The sequence below is a fragment of the Pseudonocardia sp. DSM 110487 genome, from assembly GCF_019468565.1.
Classification (GTDB): domain Bacteria; phylum Actinomycetota; class Actinomycetes; order Mycobacteriales; family Pseudonocardiaceae; genus Pseudonocardia.
On sequence record NZ_CP080521.1, the window covers coordinates 3,019,090 to 3,039,070 of the forward strand.

Annotated in this window: 20 protein-coding genes; 8 read left to right on the forward strand and 12 right to left on the reverse strand. The window is 73.2% G+C overall.

The window, feature by feature from the left end; genetic code table 11:
• The first annotated feature begins 129 nt into the window (after positions 1-129).
• Positions 130-1,920 (forward strand): CocE/NonD family hydrolase, encoded by a 1,791-nt coding sequence (locus K1T35_RS13920; protein ID WP_220260584.1) that lies wholly within the window; start codon positions 130-132, stop codon positions 1,918-1,920.
• Positions 1,921-1,945: 25 nt separating this feature from the next.
• Here the strand turns inward: K1T35_RS13920 and K1T35_RS13925 are convergent, their stop codons facing one another.
• On the reverse strand, positions 1,946-3,571 hold the full coding sequence (locus tag K1T35_RS13925; protein WP_220260585.1) for a glycoside hydrolase family 13 protein: 1,626 nt from the start codon (positions 3,569-3,571) through the stop codon (positions 1,946-1,948).
• Between the two features lie 343 nt (positions 3,572-3,914).
• Here K1T35_RS13925 and K1T35_RS13930 point away from each other — a divergent pair, with 343 nt between their 5' ends.
• The gene (locus tag K1T35_RS13930) at positions 3,915-6,686 is read left to right on the forward strand and encodes a DUF732 domain-containing protein (RefSeq protein WP_220260586.1); all 2,772 of its coding nucleotides are present in this window, start codon (positions 3,915-3,917) and stop codon (positions 6,684-6,686) included.
• A 123-nt stretch (positions 6,687-6,809) separates the two neighbouring features.
• Here the strand turns inward: K1T35_RS13930 and K1T35_RS13935 are convergent, their stop codons facing one another.
• Entirely contained in the window at positions 6,810-8,402 is a 1,593-nt protein-coding gene (locus K1T35_RS13935; protein ID WP_220260587.1) for an alpha/beta fold hydrolase, read from the reverse strand.
• A 328-nt stretch (positions 8,403-8,730) separates the two neighbouring features.
• On the opposite strand from K1T35_RS13935, the gene K1T35_RS13940 reads away from it, so the two are divergent.
• Complete coding sequence (locus K1T35_RS13940; protein ID WP_220260588.1) at positions 8,731-9,204, forward strand: DUF1772 domain-containing protein; 474 nt, start codon at positions 8,731-8,733, stop codon at positions 9,202-9,204.
• Between the two features lie 183 nt (positions 9,205-9,387).
• Here K1T35_RS13940 and K1T35_RS13945 read toward each other — a convergent pair whose 3' ends face one another.
• The 9 genes from K1T35_RS13945 to K1T35_RS13985 form a co-directional block, all read right to left on the reverse strand.
• Positions 9,388-10,059 (reverse strand): alkaline shock response membrane anchor protein AmaP, encoded by a 672-nt coding sequence (locus K1T35_RS13945; RefSeq protein ID WP_255621874.1) that lies wholly within the window; start codon positions 10,057-10,059, stop codon positions 9,388-9,390.
• The gene (locus K1T35_RS13950; protein WP_220260589.1) at positions 10,056-10,595 is read right to left on the reverse strand and encodes a DUF6286 domain-containing protein; all 540 of its coding nucleotides are present in this window, start codon (positions 10,593-10,595) and stop codon (positions 10,056-10,058) included. Before K1T35_RS13950 ends, K1T35_RS13945 begins: the two co-directional genes overlap by 4 nt.
• A gap of 52 nt (positions 10,596-10,647) precedes the next feature.
• A complete protein-coding gene (locus K1T35_RS13955; protein ID WP_220260590.1) occupies positions 10,648-11,025 on the reverse strand; it encodes an Asp23/Gls24 family envelope stress response protein in 378 nt (125 codons plus the stop codon).
• Complete coding sequence (locus tag K1T35_RS13960; protein ID WP_220260591.1) at positions 11,022-11,201, reverse strand: hypothetical protein; 180 nt, start codon at positions 11,199-11,201, stop codon at positions 11,022-11,024. The genes K1T35_RS13955 and K1T35_RS13960 overlap by 4 nt, the downstream gene beginning before the upstream one ends.
• A 20-nt stretch (positions 11,202-11,221) precedes the next feature.
• Entirely contained in the window at positions 11,222-11,461 is a 240-nt protein-coding gene (locus K1T35_RS13965) for a hypothetical protein (RefSeq protein WP_220260592.1), read from the reverse strand.
• Complete coding sequence (locus tag K1T35_RS13970) at positions 11,458-11,832, reverse strand: hypothetical protein (RefSeq protein WP_220260593.1); 375 nt, start codon at positions 11,830-11,832, stop codon at positions 11,458-11,460. Before K1T35_RS13970 ends, K1T35_RS13965 begins: the two co-directional genes overlap by 4 nt.
• A 14-nt stretch (positions 11,833-11,846) precedes the next feature.
• Positions 11,847-12,329, reverse strand: coding sequence for an Asp23/Gls24 family envelope stress response protein (locus K1T35_RS13975; RefSeq protein ID WP_220260594.1), 483 nt, complete (start codon positions 12,327-12,329; stop codon positions 11,847-11,849).
• Positions 12,330-12,425: 96 nt separating this feature from the next.
• A complete protein-coding gene (locus tag K1T35_RS13980; RefSeq protein ID WP_220260595.1) occupies positions 12,426-13,157 on the reverse strand; it encodes a pyrimidine reductase family protein in 732 nt (243 codons plus the stop codon).
• A 154-nt stretch (positions 13,158-13,311) separates the two neighbouring features.
• Positions 13,312-13,722 carry a helix-turn-helix domain-containing protein gene (locus K1T35_RS13985; RefSeq protein ID WP_220260596.1) on the reverse strand — a complete coding sequence of 137 codons (411 nt, stop codon included), beginning with the start codon at positions 13,720-13,722 and terminating at the stop codon, positions 13,312-13,314.
• Between the two features lie 187 nt (positions 13,723-13,909).
• On the opposite strand from K1T35_RS13985, the gene K1T35_RS13990 reads away from it, so the two are divergent.
• The gene (locus tag K1T35_RS13990; protein WP_220260597.1) at positions 13,910-14,608 is read left to right on the forward strand and encodes an SDR family oxidoreductase; all 699 of its coding nucleotides are present in this window, start codon (positions 13,910-13,912) and stop codon (positions 14,606-14,608) included.
• A 114-nt stretch (positions 14,609-14,722) separates the two neighbouring features.
• Here the strand turns inward: K1T35_RS13990 and K1T35_RS13995 are convergent, their stop codons facing one another.
• Entirely contained in the window at positions 14,723-15,361 is a 639-nt protein-coding gene (locus tag K1T35_RS13995; RefSeq protein WP_220260598.1) for a TetR/AcrR family transcriptional regulator, read from the reverse strand.
• Between the two features lie 82 nt (positions 15,362-15,443).
• Between K1T35_RS13995 and K1T35_RS14000 the strand changes: the two genes are divergently transcribed.
• From K1T35_RS14000 to K1T35_RS14015, 4 genes are all read left to right on the forward strand, one after another.
• Positions 15,444-16,904 (forward strand): MFS transporter, encoded by a 1,461-nt coding sequence (locus K1T35_RS14000; RefSeq protein WP_220260599.1) that lies wholly within the window; start codon positions 15,444-15,446, stop codon positions 16,902-16,904.
• A gap of 98 nt (positions 16,905-17,002) precedes the next feature.
• On the forward strand, positions 17,003-18,037 hold the full coding sequence (locus K1T35_RS14005; protein ID WP_370645503.1) for a FecCD family ABC transporter permease: 1,035 nt from the start codon (positions 17,003-17,005) through the stop codon (positions 18,035-18,037).
• Positions 18,037-19,119, forward strand: a complete 1,083-nt coding sequence (locus K1T35_RS14010; RefSeq protein ID WP_220260601.1) for an iron chelate uptake ABC transporter family permease subunit — start codon at positions 18,037-18,039, stop codon at positions 19,117-19,119. Before K1T35_RS14005 ends, K1T35_RS14010 begins: the two co-directional genes overlap by 1 nt.
• The gene (locus K1T35_RS14015) at positions 19,116-19,970 is read left to right on the forward strand and encodes an ABC transporter ATP-binding protein (RefSeq protein ID WP_220260602.1); all 855 of its coding nucleotides are present in this window, start codon (positions 19,116-19,118) and stop codon (positions 19,968-19,970) included. Before K1T35_RS14010 ends, K1T35_RS14015 begins: the two co-directional genes overlap by 4 nt.
• The last annotated feature ends 11 nt before the right edge of the window (positions 19,971-19,981 follow it).

The following is a 19,981-nucleotide window of genomic DNA, read 5'->3' on the forward strand; positions in this document are numbered from 1 at the left end:
CCAGAAGAGGTGTGGCGGCGACAGATCTGTCGCCCTCGCACCACCTGCGCTGATCATGGGGTGTCGGGCAGCGGACCGCGTCGGATAATCGCTACCGATTCGGCGGCTTGCGGCGTCAGGATCGCGGCCGTGGTCCTCGACCCGAACCATCGGCTGCAGTCCCTGTACGTCCCGGTCGGCGATGGCGTACGACTTGCGGTCGACGTCTGGCTCCCGGTCGAGCGGATCGCCGCAGGCGAGGCAGTTGGTGCGGTGGTCCGGACCACCCGCTACTACCGCGCGGAGGAGCCTGCTCGCGTCGGCCCCGAGTTCGACACCAACCGGGCGGAAGGCGAGCTGTGGACCGCCGCGGGGTTCGCGTTCGTCGTGGCCGATGTGCGCGGCACGGGCGCGTCGTTCGGGGCCCGGAGCAGCGAGCTCGGTGAACGCGAGATCGCCGACTTCGGGGAGTTGATCGACTGGGTGGCGGCGTGGCCGTGGTCGAACGGCCGGGTCGGCGTCTACGGCACGTCCTACGAAGGCCAGGCCGCCGAGCTGGTCGCGCGGCTGCGCAACCCGCACCTGGTTGCCGTCGCGGCATTGTTCAGCCCGAACGACCCGTACCGCCAACTCTTCTATCCGGGCGGAGCCGCCACCGCGGGCCGGTTCGCGCGGTGGATGTGTGAGAGCCAGCTCAAGGACGGCGTGGTCGGGGCTCGCGAGCGACTCGGCGAGATGCAGGGGCTGCCAGCGGAGTCGATCGAACCTCCGACGCCGGTCAAACCCGTCGACGGACCGGACGGCCGGGCGCTGCTGGCCGAGGCGGTCGCGGAGCACCAGTCGAACACCGACGTGCACGAGCTGATGGACCAGGTGCCGTTCCACGACGACCGGGTGGAAGGGCTCGACTGGGCGATCACCACACCGGCCGCCGCTCACGAGGCGATCGCCTCGACCGGCGTCCCCATGTTGGTGCGCGTCGGCTGGGTCGACGGCGCCTTCGTCGCCGGCGCTCTGACCAGGTTCGCCACCCTGCCCAACCATCAGACGGTCGAGATCGGGCCTTGGGGACACGGCGGTCGCACCTACGCCGACCCCCTGCTGCCCGCCGGTCCGCTCGACGACAGTGGTTTCGCAGGCCCCGAGGCCCAGGACCGCCGCCTGGTCGAGTTCTTCGCGCGATACCTCGAAGCGGATTCGGCGCCGCCGGCCGGAAGCGGCACGCTGACGTACAGCACGCTCGGCACGGATCGGTGGCGAACCGTGGACGCATGGCCGCCCACGAACCTCGAGGTGCTCCGGCTGTATCCGGATGCGGACGGCGAGTTGGCGGACGATGCGGGGCGCGAGTCGTCCGTGCGGTACGTCGTCGATCCCGGCTCGTCGACCGGTCCCACCAATCGATGGCTTGCCGGCGAGATCGGCCAGGGTGCGGCCTACCCGGATCGACGGGCCGCCGACGAGACGCTGCTGACCTTCACCTCCGCACCGCTCTCGGCCGGCATCCACGTTCTCGGCTTCCCGGTGGTGACGCTCCACCTGGCGACGAGTGGGGCCGACGGCGTGGTCTACGTCTACCTGGAGGACGTCGCTCCTGACGGTTCGGTGACCTACCTGACCGAGGGCTGCCTGCGGTTCCTCCAGCGTGCGACGGCCGGGCCGGCCGAGCCCGCGGGTCTGGGCGTACCGCGCAGCTTCGCCCGCGCCGACCGTCTCCCGGTCGAACCTGGAGAGAACCTCGATCTGGTCGTCGAGCTCCTACCGGTGTCGGCATCGCTCCGTTCCGGTCACCGGCTCCGGATCGGGATCGCCGGTAACGACGCCTCGTGTTTCTCCTACCACGGCTCGCCGGGTGAGACCTTCACCCTCACCCTGGGCGAATTCACGCACCTGGACCTTCCCGTCCTGCGCCGCGGGCGCCACGAGGGTGTCGGGGTGTGAGCAGAAGGAGGCCCGCGGATGTGGGTCAGCTGCTCGGTTCGAGCCAGGCCGTCGTGTCGGACGGGAGCAGGCCACCCCGCAAAGGGCCGCTCGACAGGACCACCCGCCCGGCCGGGAGCGGCGCGGGCGCCTCGCCGAAGTTGGTGACGCACGTCCAGCCACCAGGACGGCTGAACCGCACGACGTCGTCGGGGCCCTCGGCGTGCCACTCCAGCGCTTCGGACGACTGCAGGCGGCGCCGCTCCGCGAGCGCGCGGCGGTAGAGGGAGAGGGTGGAGTCCCCGTCCGCATCCTGGCGCTCGACCGACAGCTCGGCGAAGCCCGCGGGCTGGGGGAGATGCGCCGAGCCGGGCCCGAAGCCGAACAATGGGCCGGTGGCCGTCCACGGCAGCGGCACCCGGCAGCCGTCGCGCCCCTTCTCCGTGCCCTCGGAGCGGACCCAGGTGGGGTCCTGCAGCTCGTCCGCAGGCAGGTCGGCGACCTCGGGGAGGCCCAGCTCCTCGCCCTGGTAGAGGTACGTGGACCCAGGGAGCGCGAGGGCGAGCAGGGTGGCGGCGCGGGCGCGGCGCAGCCCGCGCTCGGTGTCGGCGGGCGGGTTCGCGCCCTGGCCGAGGAGCCACTCCTTGAGATCCGTGCCGGGCGGCAAGGCGTAGCGGGTGGCGTGGCGCACGACGTCGTGGTTGGAGAACACCCACGTCGACGACGTGCGGGCCGACCGGGCGAGCGCCAGGTTCTCCGCGATGATCTTGCGGAACTCGGTGGCGTCCCACGAGGCGAGCAGCAGGTCGAAGTTGAAGGCCTGGCCGAGGCCCTCCGGCGATGCGTAGCGGGCCCTGCGGTGGGCGGAGCGCACCCAGGCCTCCGCCACTGCCGTGCGCGGCGGGTCGTAGGCGTCGAAGAGCTCGCGCCACTCCTTGTAGATCTCGTGCACCTCGTCCCGGTCGCGCAGCCGGTGCACGCCGTCGGGCAGGTCCTCGGCGTCCAGTTCGGCCTGGCTGGGAAGCGGCGGCGTGAGGTCCTTCGCGAGCGCGTTCGCGACGTCCACCCGGAACCCGTCGACCCCACGGTCGGCCCAGAACGTCAACGTCTTCAGGAAGTCGTCCCTGACCTCGCGGTTCTCCCAGTTCAGGTCCGGCTGCTCGGGCGCGAACATGTGCAGGTACCACTGTCCGTCGCCGGCCGGTTCCCACGCGGGCCCGCCGAAGGCGGCTGTCCAGTCGCTCGGCGGCCGCTCGCCGTGCAGGCCCTCGCCGCGGCGGAAGACGTATCGGTCCCGCTCCGGCGAGCCGGGTGGGGCCGCGAGCGCGGCGCGGAACCACTCGTGCCGGTCCGAGGTGTGGTTGGGGACGATGTCGACGATCAGCCGGATGCCGGCCGCCTTCAGCGCGGCGACGAGCTCGTCGAACTCCGCGAGGGTGCCGATCTTGGGATCGATGTCGCGGTGGTCGTCGACGTCGTAGCCGCCGTCCGCGAGCGCGGACGGGTAGAAGGGCGAGAGCCACACCGCGTCGACGCCGAGGTCGCGCAGGTACCCGACGCGGCTCGTGATCCCCGGCAGGTCGCCGATGCCGTCGCCGTTCGAGTCGGCGAAGCTGCGGGGATAGATCTGGTAGACGACGGCCTGCCGCCACCACGCCGCGGGGTCCGACACGGTCGCTCCTTTTGTTCAGGCGTTAAATCTAAGCTCCGGCCCGAACATAGGCAGCTCCCTCGGCGGTATCAAGCGGATCGCGCGCCTCGCGAAACCACCCGTTCCGGGCATTCCGCCATCCGGACGCATCGATTGCGGCCGGACAGTCGAACGCGCGGTGTCCGGTCGACCCGACCGGGGTGACCGGAGGTGACGAGAGGGGTACAGACCGCGTGACCTGCGCGTACCTGGTGTGACCGACCTCACTCACGCGAGCGTCGTGACGCGGGTGACCGCGCCTTCCCCGTGATCCGCTCGTTGTACAAGCACGGCAAGGAACTGTTTTGGGGGACGGGAGCGAGCGATGGCCGGTGAGGCGGTGAGTGGGCGCTACGGCGCAGCGCGGCATGCCGTGGCGGACGGGGGCGGACCACGGCACCCGGCCTCCGATGACCGGTCGCTGGTCGACCGGTTGCTGGCCGGGGACGGTGAGGAGCACGCCTTCGACTGGGACTGGGGGGACTCCGCCACCGGCGACCTCGTCTCGGATCGGGAGCCGCTGCACGACATCCCCGAGCTCTGGGGGACGGACGAGCGCCCCGCGCGGGGTTCCGGCGAGGCGGAGTGCGCCGAGGAGAAGCCCTTCCCGACGCCGCGTGCGCACGACGAGAACTCCCTCGACGAACGTCTCGATCCGGACGGTCCCGGCTCCCGCGCCGACGACCGCGACTGGTCCGACCGCAGCCCGGCCGACCGGGGCAGCGACGACCGGGGCAGTGACGACCGGGGCAGCGACGACTGGGGATCACCGGCCCTCGGCAGCGAGGACCGGCGTCCCGGCCGCGGCCCGTTCGCCGACCGTGAAGGTGAGGACCGGGAGCACGGCGCGGGCGACCGTCGGTCCGACGGTGGCGCGCTGGGCGGTGACCCGCTCGATCGTGACCCGCTCGACGCCCTCTCGACAGGACGGGTCCACGCCGAGAACGGCCCGCTCGGCGACAGCGGCCGCGACCAGGACATGACGGACCGCGGTCAGCAGCACGATGTCCCCATGGACGGTGACCACGTCGGTTCCCGGGCCGGTGCGGACTCGCTGGAGCGATCGCCGCTCGCGCCACCGCTCCCGAAGCGCGATCCGCTCGACGGGGAGCGGCTGAGCTTCGAGCCATTCGGCCGCGAACCGGGGGCGGACCTCGACCGGGACCCCCGCGACCACGAGCAGGTGTACCGCGGGTTGTTCGACAGCGGCCCCCTGAACGGCGACCCGCTGGGTCAGGACCCGCTGAATCCCGACTCGTCGGACCGCGGCTGGCCGGAGCGGGACCAGCGTCCTGCCGGCGGCGCGTCGGCCGGTGACTCCGCCGACCACCTGTCCCCGCATCGGGATCAGTTCGAACGACCCCGGACCGACGACGACCGGTTCGCGGTCGGCCCCTCCCACGATCTTGATCGCTTCGAGCGGGACCACGAGGAGCGCGGTTCGGCCGACCGCGACGCCATCAGCCCCGAACCGCCGGACCGGAAGCTGGTGGACGTGGACCCGCGGCTGCGCCGCTGGGCCGATCGCGATCGGCCCAGCGGCCCGTCCCGCGCCGACCGACCTGCCACGCCGGCGCCGTCCGTCGACGGGAACACCGCATCCGACCCGCTCCGCTCGGACGCCCTCGCCACCGGTCGCGAGGACCGGGCCGGTGACGCTCTCGGCACGGACCGGCTCGGCTCGGACCGGCTCGGGCCGGACGCGTTCGGCTCGGACCAGTTCGGCGCTGACCTGCGCGGCGCCGGCCCGGACGAGCGGGATCGTTCCGACGCGGGACCGGCTCAGCGCGACGCGGACCCGTTCGCCGAGTCCGACTCCACCGAGAGCGTCCTCACCGGGCGCATCCGCGTCGCCGACGCGGACGGTCCCGGCCCCGATCGCCCCCGGCAGGAGCCGGCCGGCGGCGACCCGGCGGGCCGGGATGTCCTCGGCCATGCACCGTCGCCGGTCCCCGGCCCGCTCGACGTGACACCGGATCCCACCACCGCGCTCCCGGTGATCGCCCCGCCCGCGCGCCGCGCCGCTCCGGAGGAGCACGCGCTCCCGCTGGAGGAGTACGCCGCGCGGCGCCGCGCCGCCGAGCAGGCGGCCGCGTCCGCGGAGGAGGCGGCGTCGTTGGCCGCCGAACGCGCGTCCGCGGCCATCGCCGCCGCGGCGGCGGCCGCCGAGGAGGCCGAGGCGGCGGCCGAGGCCGCGGCCAAGGCGGCCGAGCAGGCCAACGAGGCGGCCGATGTCGAAGTGCGGGCAATCGCCGACGCCGTCGCCCGCGGTGACGCGCCCGGCCAGCAGGACGCGCGCGCCGATGCCCCCGAACCGCCCACCCAGGCCGTCCCGCTGATCGCGCCGGCCCGCGCCCCCGGCAGGCGGCCCCCGCCGCGCCGCCCGGCCGGGCCCCCGCCCCGCGCCTCCCGGCCCGACGAGCCAGGCCGCCCCAGCGGACCTCCGCCCCGTGCCGCCCACCAGAACGGCCCTGCGCGCGGAGGTTCGGACGGGGAGGCCACCGCCGTCCTGACCGGGCTGGACGCGCTGCGCGACCCGGTCCGTCCGCGGCGCAAGGAACCGGCATCCGCCGAAGCGACCGCGGTCACCCGTCGCCGGCCCCCCGCCGAGCCCCTCCGTGTGGCGGACGACGTCGACGACGTTGATGACGCGGAACCCGACAACGAGCCGGAGGAGCGGGGCCTGGTCGGCCGGCTCACCTCGCGGCCGGTCATCGCCGCCGTCGGGGTGGGGGCGGTGCTCGTGATCGCCGCGATCGTCGCGATCTTCACGACGTCCGAGCCCGAGGCGGCGCCGGCCGAGGCCACCCCGGCGGCTCTGAGCGCCCCGGTCGCGCAGCAGGCCGAGCCGACCGCTGCCGCCGTCGACCTCCAGAGCAAGAAGGCGGTCGCCTTCCTCACCGCGCTGCGTGACGCCGACATCCCCACGAGCAGCAGCGGCCAGGCCGAGGTCGAGGCCGCCGACGCGATCTGCTCCCAGCTGGACCAGGGCGCCGACGAGGCGCAGCTCGCGCGGTCGGTGCCCGCGGTGCTGCCGAACGTCACGCGGGGTCAGGCGAGCGACGTCGTGGACTTCGCGCAGCAGTTCTACTGCTGATCCAGGCACCGCGCGGACTGTCCTCGGGCCGGGCGCCCCGGCTCCCGGCGGTCGAGTAGCGGCGGCCCGCCAGGGCGGGCCGGCGCTGGGGCGCCGGCCCTACTCGACCACCGGATACTGGTGTCAGGGCGGGCAGAGGGTGCCGGAATCGGGCATCACGCCGTCGAGCAGCATCGAGTCCACGACGCCGGAGATGCACGGGGTGCGCGGGTAGGCCCCGGTGCCCGCGCCCTGCCAGCTGATGAACCGTGCGGTGGCGAGGGAGTCGGCCGTGCGCCGGGAGCCGTCGAGCGCGCCGCGCGGGTCGGCGGCCGTGCCGATCACGAGTATCGGCGGCGCGGCCTCGGCCTGCCCGGTGAGCGGGCCCTCCCGCCCGGTGGGCCACGGCGCGCACGCCAGCAGCCGCAGCGCGAACGTCGCGCCGAACGTCGGATACGCGGCGGTCCACCGCTGCGCGACTTCCTCGACCTCACCGGGAGCGAGGCGCCGCTGGGTGTCGTTGCAGGTGGTGGCGAGCATCCCGTCGTACAGGCCCCGCGGACCCGTGATCGGCGCGAGGATCGTCAGCATCGGCACCGGGTCGCCCGCGTTCGCCGCGGCCAGTGCCGCCGTCAGCCCCGGCCACCGCCGCGGTTCGCCGAGCCCGGACAGCAGCGCGGTGACGGTGGCGCCCGCGGTGAGCCGGCTGCCGTCGGTAGTGACCAGCGGCTGGCGTTCGAGCCGCCCGAGGAGCGCCGCCACCGTGGCGCGCGGATCCGGTCCGAGCGGGCAGTCCGGGCGCGCGGAGCAGGCCACCCCGAACGCCCCGAGGGCGGCTTCGGCGGCCGCCGCGCGGCTGTCGGTGAGGTCGGGCTCGTCCTGCGTGGGGTGCGGCGGTCCGTCGAGCACCAGCCGCCCGACGGAACGCGGCGCCGACCTGGCCCACATGGCGAGCGCGGCCGCGCCGTCGCCCACGCCCACCGCGGACAGCCGCTCCACGCCGAGTGCGGCGCGCAGCAATTCGACGTCGGAGGCGCTCGCGGCCGTCCGGTAGCTGCCCAGGCCGCCGTCGAGGGTGAGGTTGCACTCCTGCACGACCGCGCGCGCCCGTTCGAGCAGCAGGGCGAGGTCGGCCTCGCCTGCGGATTCGGTATCGGCGTCCACGAGGGCCGAGCGGGCGATGTCGGGCGCGCAGTGCAGGATGTCCTCGCCCGCGCCGCGCCGGTCGAGGCCCACGAGCGTGTAGCGCTGCAGCAGGGCCGGGTCGACCTGCCCGGCGAGGATGGCGGCGTGGCGGGTGGACGGCTCGCGGGTGCTGTCGCCGAGCACGAGCAGCGGCGGCCGGTCGGCGGGTGCTCCGGCCTCACCGACGCGGATCACCCCGAGGGTCACCGCGCCGAGCGACGGCTGGTCGGGATCGGCGGGCACGGTGAGGTCCCCGCAGTCCACCTGGAGGTGCCGGTCGGCGGGCACCGGCTCCACGAGGGTGACGAGGGTGTCCTCGGTGCATTCGAAGAACGGGATGCTCGCCCGCTGCGGCTCAGGTTCCGGGAGGACCGGATCGGCGGTTGGCCCGGGCACGCCGGGCGCCGCCGGGACGTTCTCGCCGCGCACGGCCACCGGCGGACGTTGTGAGGGGCCGACCGTGCAGGCGGCGAGCGCGGCGACGAGGCAGAGGAGCGCCACGAGACGGGGGAGAGCCGCCGCCCCGACCGCATGACGCGGTGGTCGTGCCACTTGCCCCTCCCGGTCGTGCTGGATGCGAGAACAGCGTGCCGCACACCCGGTGTGAGGGAGGTGAACCCTAGGAGCGCCGAAGCCAGCCGCGCACCGTCGCGGGATAGCCTGACCCGAAGATCGTCACGGTGGCGGCGCCGACGACACGGTCGGCACGACTCGCCCGGCACCATCCAAGATCTGCACGCTCAACGGCACCAACCCGGCACTACGTCGTCATCCTGAGCGGCGGTCCACAAACGGGCGACCACCACGGGCCCTCACCCGGCTCTCACCGGCACCCAACCACGAACCTCCCAACGAAGCCCGCAGCAAGGAAGGTCCACCAGTGACCACCGCAAGCCAGGTCCTCGCAGGCATCGCCGTACTCGCCAGCGCGTGCATCTATGGCGCCGATCTCTTCGCCGGCCTCGTGCTGCGGGCGGCCCTCTCCCACCTCGACGACCACACCCTGACCACCACGATGGGCTATATCCACCGCTACGGCGACCGCCGCCTGCCCGCCCCATTCCTGATCGGCCTCGCAGCCACCATCTTGACGACGGCGACAGCAGCCCTGGACGGACGCACAACAGCCGCGGTCGCCGGCGGCATCGCCGTGACCGCCTTCGTTGTCTGGATCGGGCTGTTCTTCCGAGTCAGTGCGCCCATCAATCGCGAACTCATCGCCGCCGCCCTGGCCGGCGAGACACCGGCCAACGTGCGAGCCCTCCAGCAACGGTGGGATCGCATCATCCCCATCCGCTTCGGCCTCCAGACAATCGCTCTCGCCGCGCTCTGCACCACACTCGCTCTCGCCTGACCCCAGCCGCGACGATGATGATCCGGTGCTGGCCGGGACGGCGTGGCCGACGCGATCGCGGCGGTCACTGCCGCCGCTGCGGCACGCCGCTGAAACCCTTGCTGAGCTGCGCCAACTTCGTCGAGCCCTGCGAGAACACCACCTGGACGCCGCTCGCTACGGCCTGAGTCGTTCAGGACCCTCCTAGGCGACACGCGGTCCCGGCTGGAGGTGATCGAGCTCCAGCCGCACCGCCGCGGGCAGGTCGGTGAGACCGAGGGAGCGGCGGGCCGTGGTGAGCACCTCGGAATCGAGGCGGGCGAGCACGTCGCGGACGTCGGCGTCGTCGGCGAGCCAGAGCGTGACGCGTACGGCGGGCGCGGCCTCGGTGCCGACGAGCCGGGCCCGTGCCCTGCCGACCCCTGGCAGGTCCGCGGCCTGCGCGGCGACGGCCTCTGCGGCGGCGTGGGCGCTCACGACGATCGAGGTGTCCCCGCCTTCGAGTGTGCCGCCTTCGAGTGTGCCGCCGTCGAGCACGAGGTCCGGCCGCCGCTCCGGTCGCAGGGCGTGTGCTGCCCAGACGAGCCCGAGCACGGCGAGCAGCAGGCCGCCGACGATCGCGGCGAACCGGCCGATGAGCGGTTGGGTGCGCAGCGCCTCGACGATCATCGGGTCCAGCAGCGGCCTGCCGGCGCGGCCGGTGCCGAAGACCCCGTATGACAGGAGCGTGACGAGGGTGCCCGCGGCGAGCAGGACGAACCCGGTCACCACGGCGAGCGTGCGCTCGCCCGCGGTGGAGCGTGCGATCGCCGCCGTCGCCCTGCGGCGTAGCGCGGCCGAGCCGGCGGCGGTGGACTTGTTCAGATCGACGGTCACCGGGGCCCCTTCCGGTCCTGCACGGTCACGGTGACCCGCGGTCGGTGGTGCAGCGGCACCTCGTCGAGCAGCGCTTCCACGCGGGCGCGCACGCTGTCGGCGAGTTCGGGACCGGCGTCGTTCCAGGCTTCCGCGGCCACCGACACCCTGCGTCGCGATGCCGTGACGGACGCGGCGGCGACGTCGTCCGCGGCGCGCACGCGGCGGCCGACGAGGCGCGCGAGCACGCGGGGCGATGTGGTGACGGTGATCTCGGGGGCCGGCCCGTCGACCGCGATGTCGGGGCGCCGGGCCAGCAGCCCGACGAGCACGAGCAGCAGCCCGAGGACGGCGGTGCCGATCGCGATGGCCGGCACCGGGCTGTCGGACCACGCGGTCCGCCCGAGCGTGGCGTACCAGTCCGGCCACGGCACGACGAGCCCGTCGCCCTCGTCGGGCCGCACCCAGGCCGCGACCACCTCGAGGAGCACGAGCACCCCGACCAGCGCGACGGCGAGGCCGAGCAGCGGGGCGAGCACCCGCAGCAGCACGCGCACGACATTCCTCCTAGCTCACATGCAGCCCAGTGCAGCCGGTCAGTGCGGCCGGTCAGTGCAGCCGGGCTGCCGCGGGACGCGCCGAACGCAGGCCTGCGATCGTCACGGTCATGGCGCGCACGCGGTGCCCCGCGACGCGCGCGAGCTCCTCGCCCACCTTGGCCCGCACGGCCGCGACGACGGTGCGCACCGGGGCGGGGTACTGGAGCGTGAGCTCGAGCCGGATGTCGACGGTGGGCGGATCGCCGGGCCCGGTGGTGATGCGAGCGCTCGCCCCGGCCTCGCCGATGCCGATGTCGATGCCGGCGAGGCGCCGCTCGTGGCGCAGCGTGCCGGGCACCTGGTCGGCGGCGTGCTCGACGATCTTGCGCAGCACGGCGGGATGGATCTCGAGCCGGCCACGCTCCTCGACGGCCGGGAGCTGGGTCACCGGTCGCGGCCCCGTCCGAGCAGCGCGTTGAGGTCGAGCCGGCCGTCGAGTGCGCGGCCGACGATCAGCCCGATCGCGCCGAGGACCAGCACGATCAGGAATGCGCTGAAGCCCCCGAACGCCGCCGCGAGCCCGAGGGCGAGGCCTGCCAGCAGGCCGGTCTGAGTGGCATTCATCCGGTTCTCCTCCGGGACACTTAAAGAACTCTCTGGTTGCGCCTGCGGTGCCAGGTGCGGATCAGCGCGACGCCGACGCGCACCGGGAACGGCATCGTCCGCACCACCTCGACGGGAGCGTCGAAGCGGGGATCGTCTGCAGCGGGCTCCGCCTCCTGGAACCGCGCCAACCCGGCGACGAACACCTCGGGATCGCCACCGCGGTCCGGGTGGTTCTCGCGCACGAAGGCCCGGTAGGCGGCCCGCTCCTCCTCGTTCACGGCACCTCACCCGGCAGCGCTCTGTCGTCGGGTAGGGCGATGTCGCCGGGTAGGGCGATGTCGCCGGGTAGGGCGATGTCGGCGACGGTGATGTCGACGGCCGCCCCGCCGCAGAGCCGCGAGACCTCCCTGCGCAGCGACCGCACCGCCTCCGGGATCGGCCGGTCGGCGCGCAGCACGACGGCCACCTCGACGGGCTCGTCGCCCTCGCCGATGCGGACGCCGATGAGCCTGCGCCCTGGCAGGTAGGTGGTCACCGAGCCGTAGATGCCGCCGTGCATGCCCGCGACGGCGGGGTGTGCTGCGACGGCGGCGGCCACCCGTTCGGCCAGCGCGACCGGGTCGGGTGGGCTCGGCACGACGGTCGTCATCCGATCGGGAGCGGTCACTCGACCCGCGCGGACTGCACGGGCGGCGGCGCGTCCTCTTCGACGGCCAGCGGCAGGTGGATGTCGTTGACCGCGATGTTGACCTCGATCACCTCGAGGCCGGTCATGCGCTCGACCGCCGTGATCACGTTGCGGCGCACGGCCCGCGCCAGCTCGACGATCGACGCGCCGTACTCGACGATGATGTCGAGATCGATCGCGGCCTGCTTCTCGCCGACCTCGACCTGGACACCCGAGATGTTCGCCGCGCCGACGCCCCCGCCCGGGATCCGCTCCCGGATCGCGCCGAAGGCCCGGGACATCCCGCCGCCCATCGAGTGCACGCCGGAGATCTCTCGCGCGGCGATGCCGGCGATCTTCTGCACGACCGAGGCGGCGATCGTGGTCTTGCCCTGCGAGGTGTCGTCGGCGAGCCGGGCCGGCGACGAGACGGTGGTGGTGGGTGTCGTCGTCGTGGGAGTCGCGGTGCTCTCGCTCATGCGGTTGATTCTTCTCCATCGGCGGTTCGCCCGCGCGTATCGGCAGAGTGTTGGCCCGCGACGCGCGGATTTGCGGGCCGGCCCACCCGGAAGTCGTCACTCGATCGGGGTATCGCCACGGATGCGGCGGTACCGCAGCAGCAGGGTGTCGTTCTCGTGCAGGACGTCGGCGAGCTCCATGCGGCGCAGGTGCTCGCCAGCGGGCCCGGACGCGATGCGGCCGGCTGGGCCGCCGACGAGCAGCGGCGCGACCGAGAGGCACAGCTCGTCGACGGCGTCCGCCGCCACGAGCCGGCCGAACAGGTTGGGCCCTCCCTCGCAGAGCACGCGGTGCAGACCGCGGCGCGCGAGCTCGGCGAGCACCACGTCGGGGGTGAGCCGCTCGAGCACGACCACGTCGGCGCCCGCGGCGGCGAGCCGCTCCCGGCGTTCGGGTGGCGCCTCGGGGAGGGTGAGGATGATCGGTGGCACCCGGGTGTCGGTGAACAGCCTGCCGGCCGGATCGAGCTGGGCCGATCCGGTGACGACCGCTATCGGGGGAGGTGTGTCCCGGCCGAGGGTGGGCCTGCGGGCTCCCCGGTAGTCCTCGGCGCGGACCGATCCCGCGCCGACCAGTATCACGTCCGCGAGCCGGCGTAGCAGCAGGAACACCCGCCGGTCGGCGGGTGAGCCGAGACCCTCGGAGCGGCCCTCGACCGATACCGCACCGTCGGCGCTCGCCACCAGGCCGACACGCACGAACGGCGCGCCAAGGTTCTCCGGGTAGGCGTAGCGGACCGCGAGCTGCTCGTCGTCAAGGGCGTGATCGGCGGATAGCAGCGCGTGCACCGCGCCATCATCTCCTCTTGGAGCGCGCTGAAGAGCTCCGACCTACTGCACGACGCCCAGGCGGCGCCCCGATCCGGAACGCTGGCGAAGGCGGCCGAGGCGAAGAAGCCCTCGAGCCGCTGTTGCGTCGCCATCGAACCGACCCATTTGGACATCAGGGTGCCGTGGCGGTGCGCGTCCGGTGTTCGCGGATTTGGCTGTGGTGGTCCGCGACCCATGTGATCAGGGACGTGACGATCTGGTGGAGGCTGCGGCCCATGGGGGTGAGGGCGTACTCCACACGCGGCGGCACCTCCGCGTAGGCGGTCCGGGTCACCAGGCCGTCCTGCTGGAGCTGGCGCACGGTGAGGGTGAGCATCCGCTGGGAGATTCCGGGGACTTCGCGCTGCAGGTCGGTGTAGCGCAGGGGGCCGGCCTCCAGCACGGCGATCACCAGCATGCTCCATTTGTCGCCGATCCGGTCCAGTATCTGCCGGACGAAGCCCATCTGCTCAGCGGGGATGGCGGCACACGGCCCTCGGCCTGCGGCGGTATCGGGTCGGTCTGGGGTGTCCATGGCGCACATCCCCCTCCGGCACGGACATCGATGTGCCTTTTGTACGGGCTTCCATACTGGTCCATCATGGCGCTACGCACAAACAGTAGGAATTGGAGCCGGCTACGCCGCCCACGCCTGATCCACACGCCTGATCAACCCGCCTGCCGGGCATCTCCGCATGTCCCGGCGGTCACGACACGGAAGAGATCTGACTGTGCCCACTCTCGCCATCGTCGGCGCCGGCCCCGGCATGGGCCTGGCCATCGCCCGCACCTTCGGCAGCCGTGGCTTCGACGTCGCTCTGATCGCCCGCACCAAGGAGAAGCTGGAGACACTGGTCGACCAGCTCGGCCAGGAAGGCATCAAGGCCGCCGCGTTCCCCGCCGACATCCTCGACCGCGCCTCACTGACGGATGCCCTGGACGCGGCCAAGGCCCGCTTCGACGGCATCGACGTACTGGAGTACTCGCCGGCCCCGCACTCCCCGGTGCCGGGCTTCACCTTGGCCGCTCCCTCGGAGGTCACGGTGGACAACCTGCAGCTGCAGATCGAGTACAGCTTCTACGGTGCCGTCACGGTGGCCCAGGCGGTACTGCCCGCCATGCGGGAGGCCGGTGCCGGGACCCTGTTGTTCACCACCGGCGGGGGCTCCGTGGACCCGGTACCGATGCTGGGCAACGTCAACGCGGCCCAAGCGGCACTGCGCAACTGGGTGATCAACCTGAACAAGGAGCTGGCCGGCAGCGGCGTGTACGCCGGCCACGTGGCGGTCAGCGTCTGGATCGGCGGGGGTGCCGTCGCGCGCGACGGCGCCCCGGAGGGCTTCCCGACGGCCACGCCCGAGCAGATCGCCCCCCTGTACTGGGATCTGCACGAAAAGCGCGACCGCCCCGAGGCAATCTTCAGCGCCTGACCTGCACCAACCTCCGGTTCTGGGGCCGGATCTCCGAGCGTGCCGGACAGTCAGCACGCGCCTCGGTGTAGGAGGCGGCTCGCGCGTCTCGCTGGTGAAGAGGGTTGTTCCTGGTCAGGAGCCCTTCTCCCAGCGGTCGGCGAACTCCCCGGGCCGGGGCGGCGGGCCGGGCAGGGGTGCGTGCTGGGGCGGAGTGCGCAGGGAGTCGAGCAGGAGCGCCAGGTAGCGCTCTCGCAGCTCCGCCGTCCGCGCCGGCGAGCCCCGGCGCACCGTGGACAGCTGCTCGAAGAGCAGGCCGAAGTCGGTGTGCGTCACGTCGGTTCGCAGGACGCCTGCCGCGTGCGCCTTATCGATCACCGTGCGCACCTGTTCGTCGCAGCGCCGGGCCAGTTCCATCAGCTCCGGGGTCGGGGTGAACGTGCCGGCGAGGGAGATCGTCATCGCGTGCGTGTCGGCGGCCACCACCGCGCGCGCGAACGTCACGAACGTGTCCCATGGCGGATCCGTGCCGGCCAGCGCGGTCTCGGCGATCCGGATGTAGGTCGCGAGCCCGTCGGCGCACAGCCGCCGCAGCATGTCCTCCTTGCTGCCGAAGCGCCGGTAGAGCGCGCTGATCCCGACCCCGGCCCGCTCGGCGACGGCGGCGATCGGCGCCGTCGGATCGGCCACGAACACCTCGCGCGCGGCGTTCATGATCAGCTCGTCGTTGCGGGCCGCCTGCGCGCGGCGGCCGCTCATGGGTGCGGCTGGCATGAGCCGAGACTACCACTTGACCGGAACGTTCCGTTCCGCTACCTTGAAAGGGAACAGTTCATTCCGTTCCGCGAGGAGTCCGATGACCGCGACGCTCGACCGGCCGCTCCCGGTTGCTTCCCCCGCCGCCCGCTCGACGCGCTCGTCGTGGCTCGGCTTCTCCGCCGTGCTGGGCGCGGCCCTGATGAACCTGCTCGACTCGACCGTCGTGTCGGTCGCGGCCCCGGTCATCCGCGACGAGCTGGGCGGCACCAACGCCACGCTGCAGTGGACGACCGCCGGCTACACGCTCGCGCTCGCGGTGCTGCTGATGGTCGGCGGCCGGCTCGGCGACATGGTCGGCCGCCGGAGGATGCTCCTGATCGGCACCGTCGGCTTCACCGCCGTGTCGATGCTCTGCGCCTTCGCGTGGTCGCCGGAGGTCCTCGCGGGCGGGCGGGTCGTGCAGGGCGCGTTCGCCGCACTGATGCTCCCGCAGGGCTTCGGCCTGATCCGGGACGCGTTCCCGCCCGCCGAGATGGCCAAGCCCCTCGCGGCGTTCGGTCCGGTGATGGGCATCGGCGCGGTGCTCGGCCCGATCGTCGGCGGCTTCCTGGTCGACGCGAACCTGTTCGGCACCGGCTGGCGGATGATCTTCCTGATCAACCTGCCGCTCGGTGTCCTCACCGCCGTGCTCGCATGGGCGCACCTGCCGAAGGTCGCCCCCACCGCCGCGGGCACCCGGCTGGACTGGATCAGTGTCGCGCTCTCGGCCGCAGGCACCGTGCTGCTGATCCTCCCGCTGGTCCAGGGCCACGAGCTGCACTGGCCTGCGTGGACGATCGTCTCGCTGGTCGCGTCGGTGCCGGTGTTCATGATCTTCGTCCGCGGCCAGTCGCTGCTCGCCCGCACCGGCCGCTCCCCGCTCGTCGAGCCCAGCCTTGCCGGGAAGCGCTCCTACGTGGCGGGCGTCGGGTTCGCGACGATCTTCTTCGCGGCCATGGGTGCGATGTTCACCATCGGCATGATGCTGCAGATCGGTCTGGGCTACTCGGCGATCGGCGCCAGCCTGATGATGGCGCCGTGGGCGTTCGGCGCGCTGGTCGGCTCCGGTGTCTCCGGGGTGCTGATGGCCAAGCTCGGGCGCACGCTGCTGCACGTCGGTCTAGCGCTGATGGGGGTGGGCGTGCTCGGGCTGGCCGCGGTCTACCAGGTGGTGGGCGTCGAGCTCGGGTTCGCCGCGATGGCGCTGCCGCTGCTCGTCGGTGGTACCGGCATGGGGATGATCTTCGTTCCGCTGTTCGACATCGTGCTCGGCGGAGTGGAGGACCACGAGGTCGGTTCCGCGACGGGCGCGCTCAGCGCGATCGAGCAGCTGGGCGTCACGCTGGGCATCGCGATCCTCGGCACGGTGTTCTTCGGCATCATCGGCGCTGAGCCCACCGCCCAGTCGGCAGTCGACGCCGGCAGCGTGACGGCACTTGTCGCGGCCGGGCTGATCGCGATCGGGTTCGTGATCGGGTTCGCGCTCCCGCGGCAGGCACGCGCAGGCGCGCACGGCTGATCAGCACGGAATGCCGAGGCCGGGTGGCACATGCCACCCGGCCGGGCATGCATGGCCACTATGGAGTGAAGGTCAGCCTCACCTATGGTGTGTCCGTGTTGACGACGCCTGCCGCTCCCGCCCCCGCGGTCGGCGGCCTGCGCAGGCGCCGGCTCGCCGGGCTCGCCCTGCTCGCGGCCTTCCTGGTGGCCGCCTGCCTCGCGAGCATCGCCGTGGGCGCGAAAGCCATCCCCCTCGACGGTGTGTGGCACGCCCTCTTCACGCCGACGGGCACCGAGGACGACATCGTCGTGCGCTCCCTGCGGATGCCCCGCACGCTGCTCGGCGTGCTCGCGGGCGGCGCGCTCGGCCTCGCGGGCGCGCTGATCCAGGGCCACACCCGCAACCCGCTCGCCGACCCGGGGCTGTTGGGCGTGAACAACGGGGCGGCCTTCTTCGTCGTCATCGGGATCTACGCGTTCGGCGTCACCAACCTCTACGGCTACGTCTGGTTCGCCTTCGCAGGGGCGCTCGTCGCGAGCGTCGCTGTCTTCGTGCTCGGGTCGGTCGGCCGCGGCGGGCCCACCCCCGTCACGCTGGCGCTCGCGGGCGCGGCCGTATCGGCGCTGCTCGCCGCGCTCACGTCGGCCGTCGTCCTCATCGACGTCCAGACCCTCGACGCCTACCGCTTCTGGGCCGTCGGCTCGCTCGCCGGGCGCGAGGTCGAGATCGCCGGGCAGGTGCAGTGGTTCCTGCTCGCGGGAGCCCTGATCGGGCTGGCGAGCGCCCCGGCCCTCAACGCGCTCTCGCTCGGTGACGACGTGGCCCGCTCGCTGGGGCACTCGGTGCGCCGCACCCGCACGATGGGCGTCGTCGCGATCACCCTGCTCGCCGGGTCGGCCACGGCGGCGTGCGGGCCGATCGCGTTCGTCGGGCTCGTCGTCCCGCACATCGTCCGGTCGTTCACCGGCCCGGACTACCGGTGGCTGCTGCCCGCCTCCGCGCTCGCGGGTTCCACCCTGATGCTCGCCGCCGACGTGGTCGGCCGCGTGGTCGTGCGCCCCGGCGAGTTGCAGGTCGGGATCGTGCTGGCGCTGATCGGCGGCCCGTTCTTCGTCTGGCTCGTCCGGCGCCGCAAGATGGTGGCGATCTGATGGCGGTACTGGAGAAGCAGCGCGTGGCCGGACGTCCCGCGCTGCGCACGCGGGGTGTGTCGCTCGTATGGCGGCCGCGGTACGTGATCGTGCTCGCGATCGGCATCGCCGTGCTCGTGCTCGGCATGGCGGCCAACATCGGTCGCGGCGAGTACCCGATCAGCATCCCCGAGGTGCTCGCGGTGCTGATGGGCGGCGGCGACTCCGGGCAGCAGTTCATCGTCCTGGAGCTGCGGTTGCCCCGCTCGCTCACCGGCGCGCTCGTCGGCGGCGCGCTCGCCGTGGCGGGCGCGATCACCCAGTCGATCGCGCGCAACCCACTGGCCAGCCCCGACATGATCGGCCTCACCGCGGGCGCCAGCGCCGCCGCGGTCTTCGTCATCGTGCTCGGGGGAGGGTTCGGCGCGGTCGGCGGGTTCCTCGCTTCCGCGGGTCTCCCGATGGCCGCCCTCATCGGAGGTCTGGTCACCGCCACCCTGATCTACGGGCTGGCCTGGCGGCGCGGCGTGCAGGGATTCCGGCTCGTGCTCGTCGGCATCGGGCTGCAGGCGATGCTGCTGGCCATCGTGCACTGGCTGCTCGTCGTGGCGGAGGTGTTCGAGGCGGCCCGGGCCTACGTGTGGCTCAACGGCAGCCTCAACGCGCGCGGCTGGGAGCACGTCCTGCCCGTGTCGGTCGCCCTCGCTGTGCTGCTGCCGGCGGCGTTCCTGCTGGCGCACGTTCTCGGCGCACTGCAGTACGGCGACGACACCGCCCGCGCACTCGGCGTCCCCGTCAACAAGGCGCGGTCCCTGCTGCTCCTCGTCGCCGTCGGGCTGGCGTCGGTCGCCACGGCGAGCGCAGGGCCGATCGCGTTCGTCGCCCTCGTGGCCCCGCAGATCGCGCAGCGCCTCGTCGGGGGAGCGCGCCCGCCCATCGGGATGTCGCTCGTCGTCGGCGCGGCGCTCACCGTGATCTCCGACGTCGTCGCCCGCACCGCGTTCGGCGCCACCGAGCTGCCGGTCGGCATCGTCACCGCCGTGCTCGGCGCGCCCTACCTGCTCTACCTGCTCGCCCGTTACGGCCGGGAGGCTCGTGCATGACCCCGCTCACCAAGACCGACGCCGCTCCGGACGGTGCCGCCGCCACCACCGACCCCGCCGTCCGGCTGCGGGCCGAGCACGTCCGGCTGGCCTACGGCGAGCGCACCGTGGTGGACGGGCTGGACCTCGACGTCGTCGCCGGCACCATCACGGCCGTGATCGGGCCCAACGGATGCGGCAAGTCCACCCTCCTTCGGGCGCTCGGCCGACTGCTCAAACCGACCGCGGGGCACGTCCTGCTCGACGGCAGGCGCATCGACAAGATGCCCACCCGCGAAGTCGCCAAGATCCTCGGGTTGCTGCCGCAGGCACCCACCGCCCCGGAGGGCCTCACCGTGGCCGACCTCGTGGCGCGCGGCCGGCACCCCCACCAGGCGTGGTACCGGCAGTGGTCGGCCGACGACGAGGAGGCCGTGGCACAGGCCCTCGAGTGGACCGGCATCGCCGACCTCGCCGAGCGCCCCGTCGACGAGCTGTCCGGCGGCCAGCGGCAGCGGGCGTGGATCTCGATGGCGCTCGCCCAGGGCACCGACCTGCTCCTGCTCGACGAGCCCACCACGTTCCTCGACCTCGCCCACCAGGTCGACGTGTTGGAGCTGGTCCGGCGGCTGCACCAGGAGGCCGGCCGCACCGTCGTCATGGTGCTGCACGACCTGAACCTCGCCGCCCGCTACGCCGACCGGCTCGTCGCCATGCGGGACGGCAGGATCGTCGCCGCCGGCAAGCCCTCCGAGGTCGTCACCGAGTCCATGCTGGCCGAGGTGTTCGGACTCGCCGCCCGCGTGATCCCCGACCCGGTGGCAGGCACCCCCCTTGTCGTGCCGGTCGGCGGTCACGCTCAGTCGTCCTGAGCTTCCCGCGC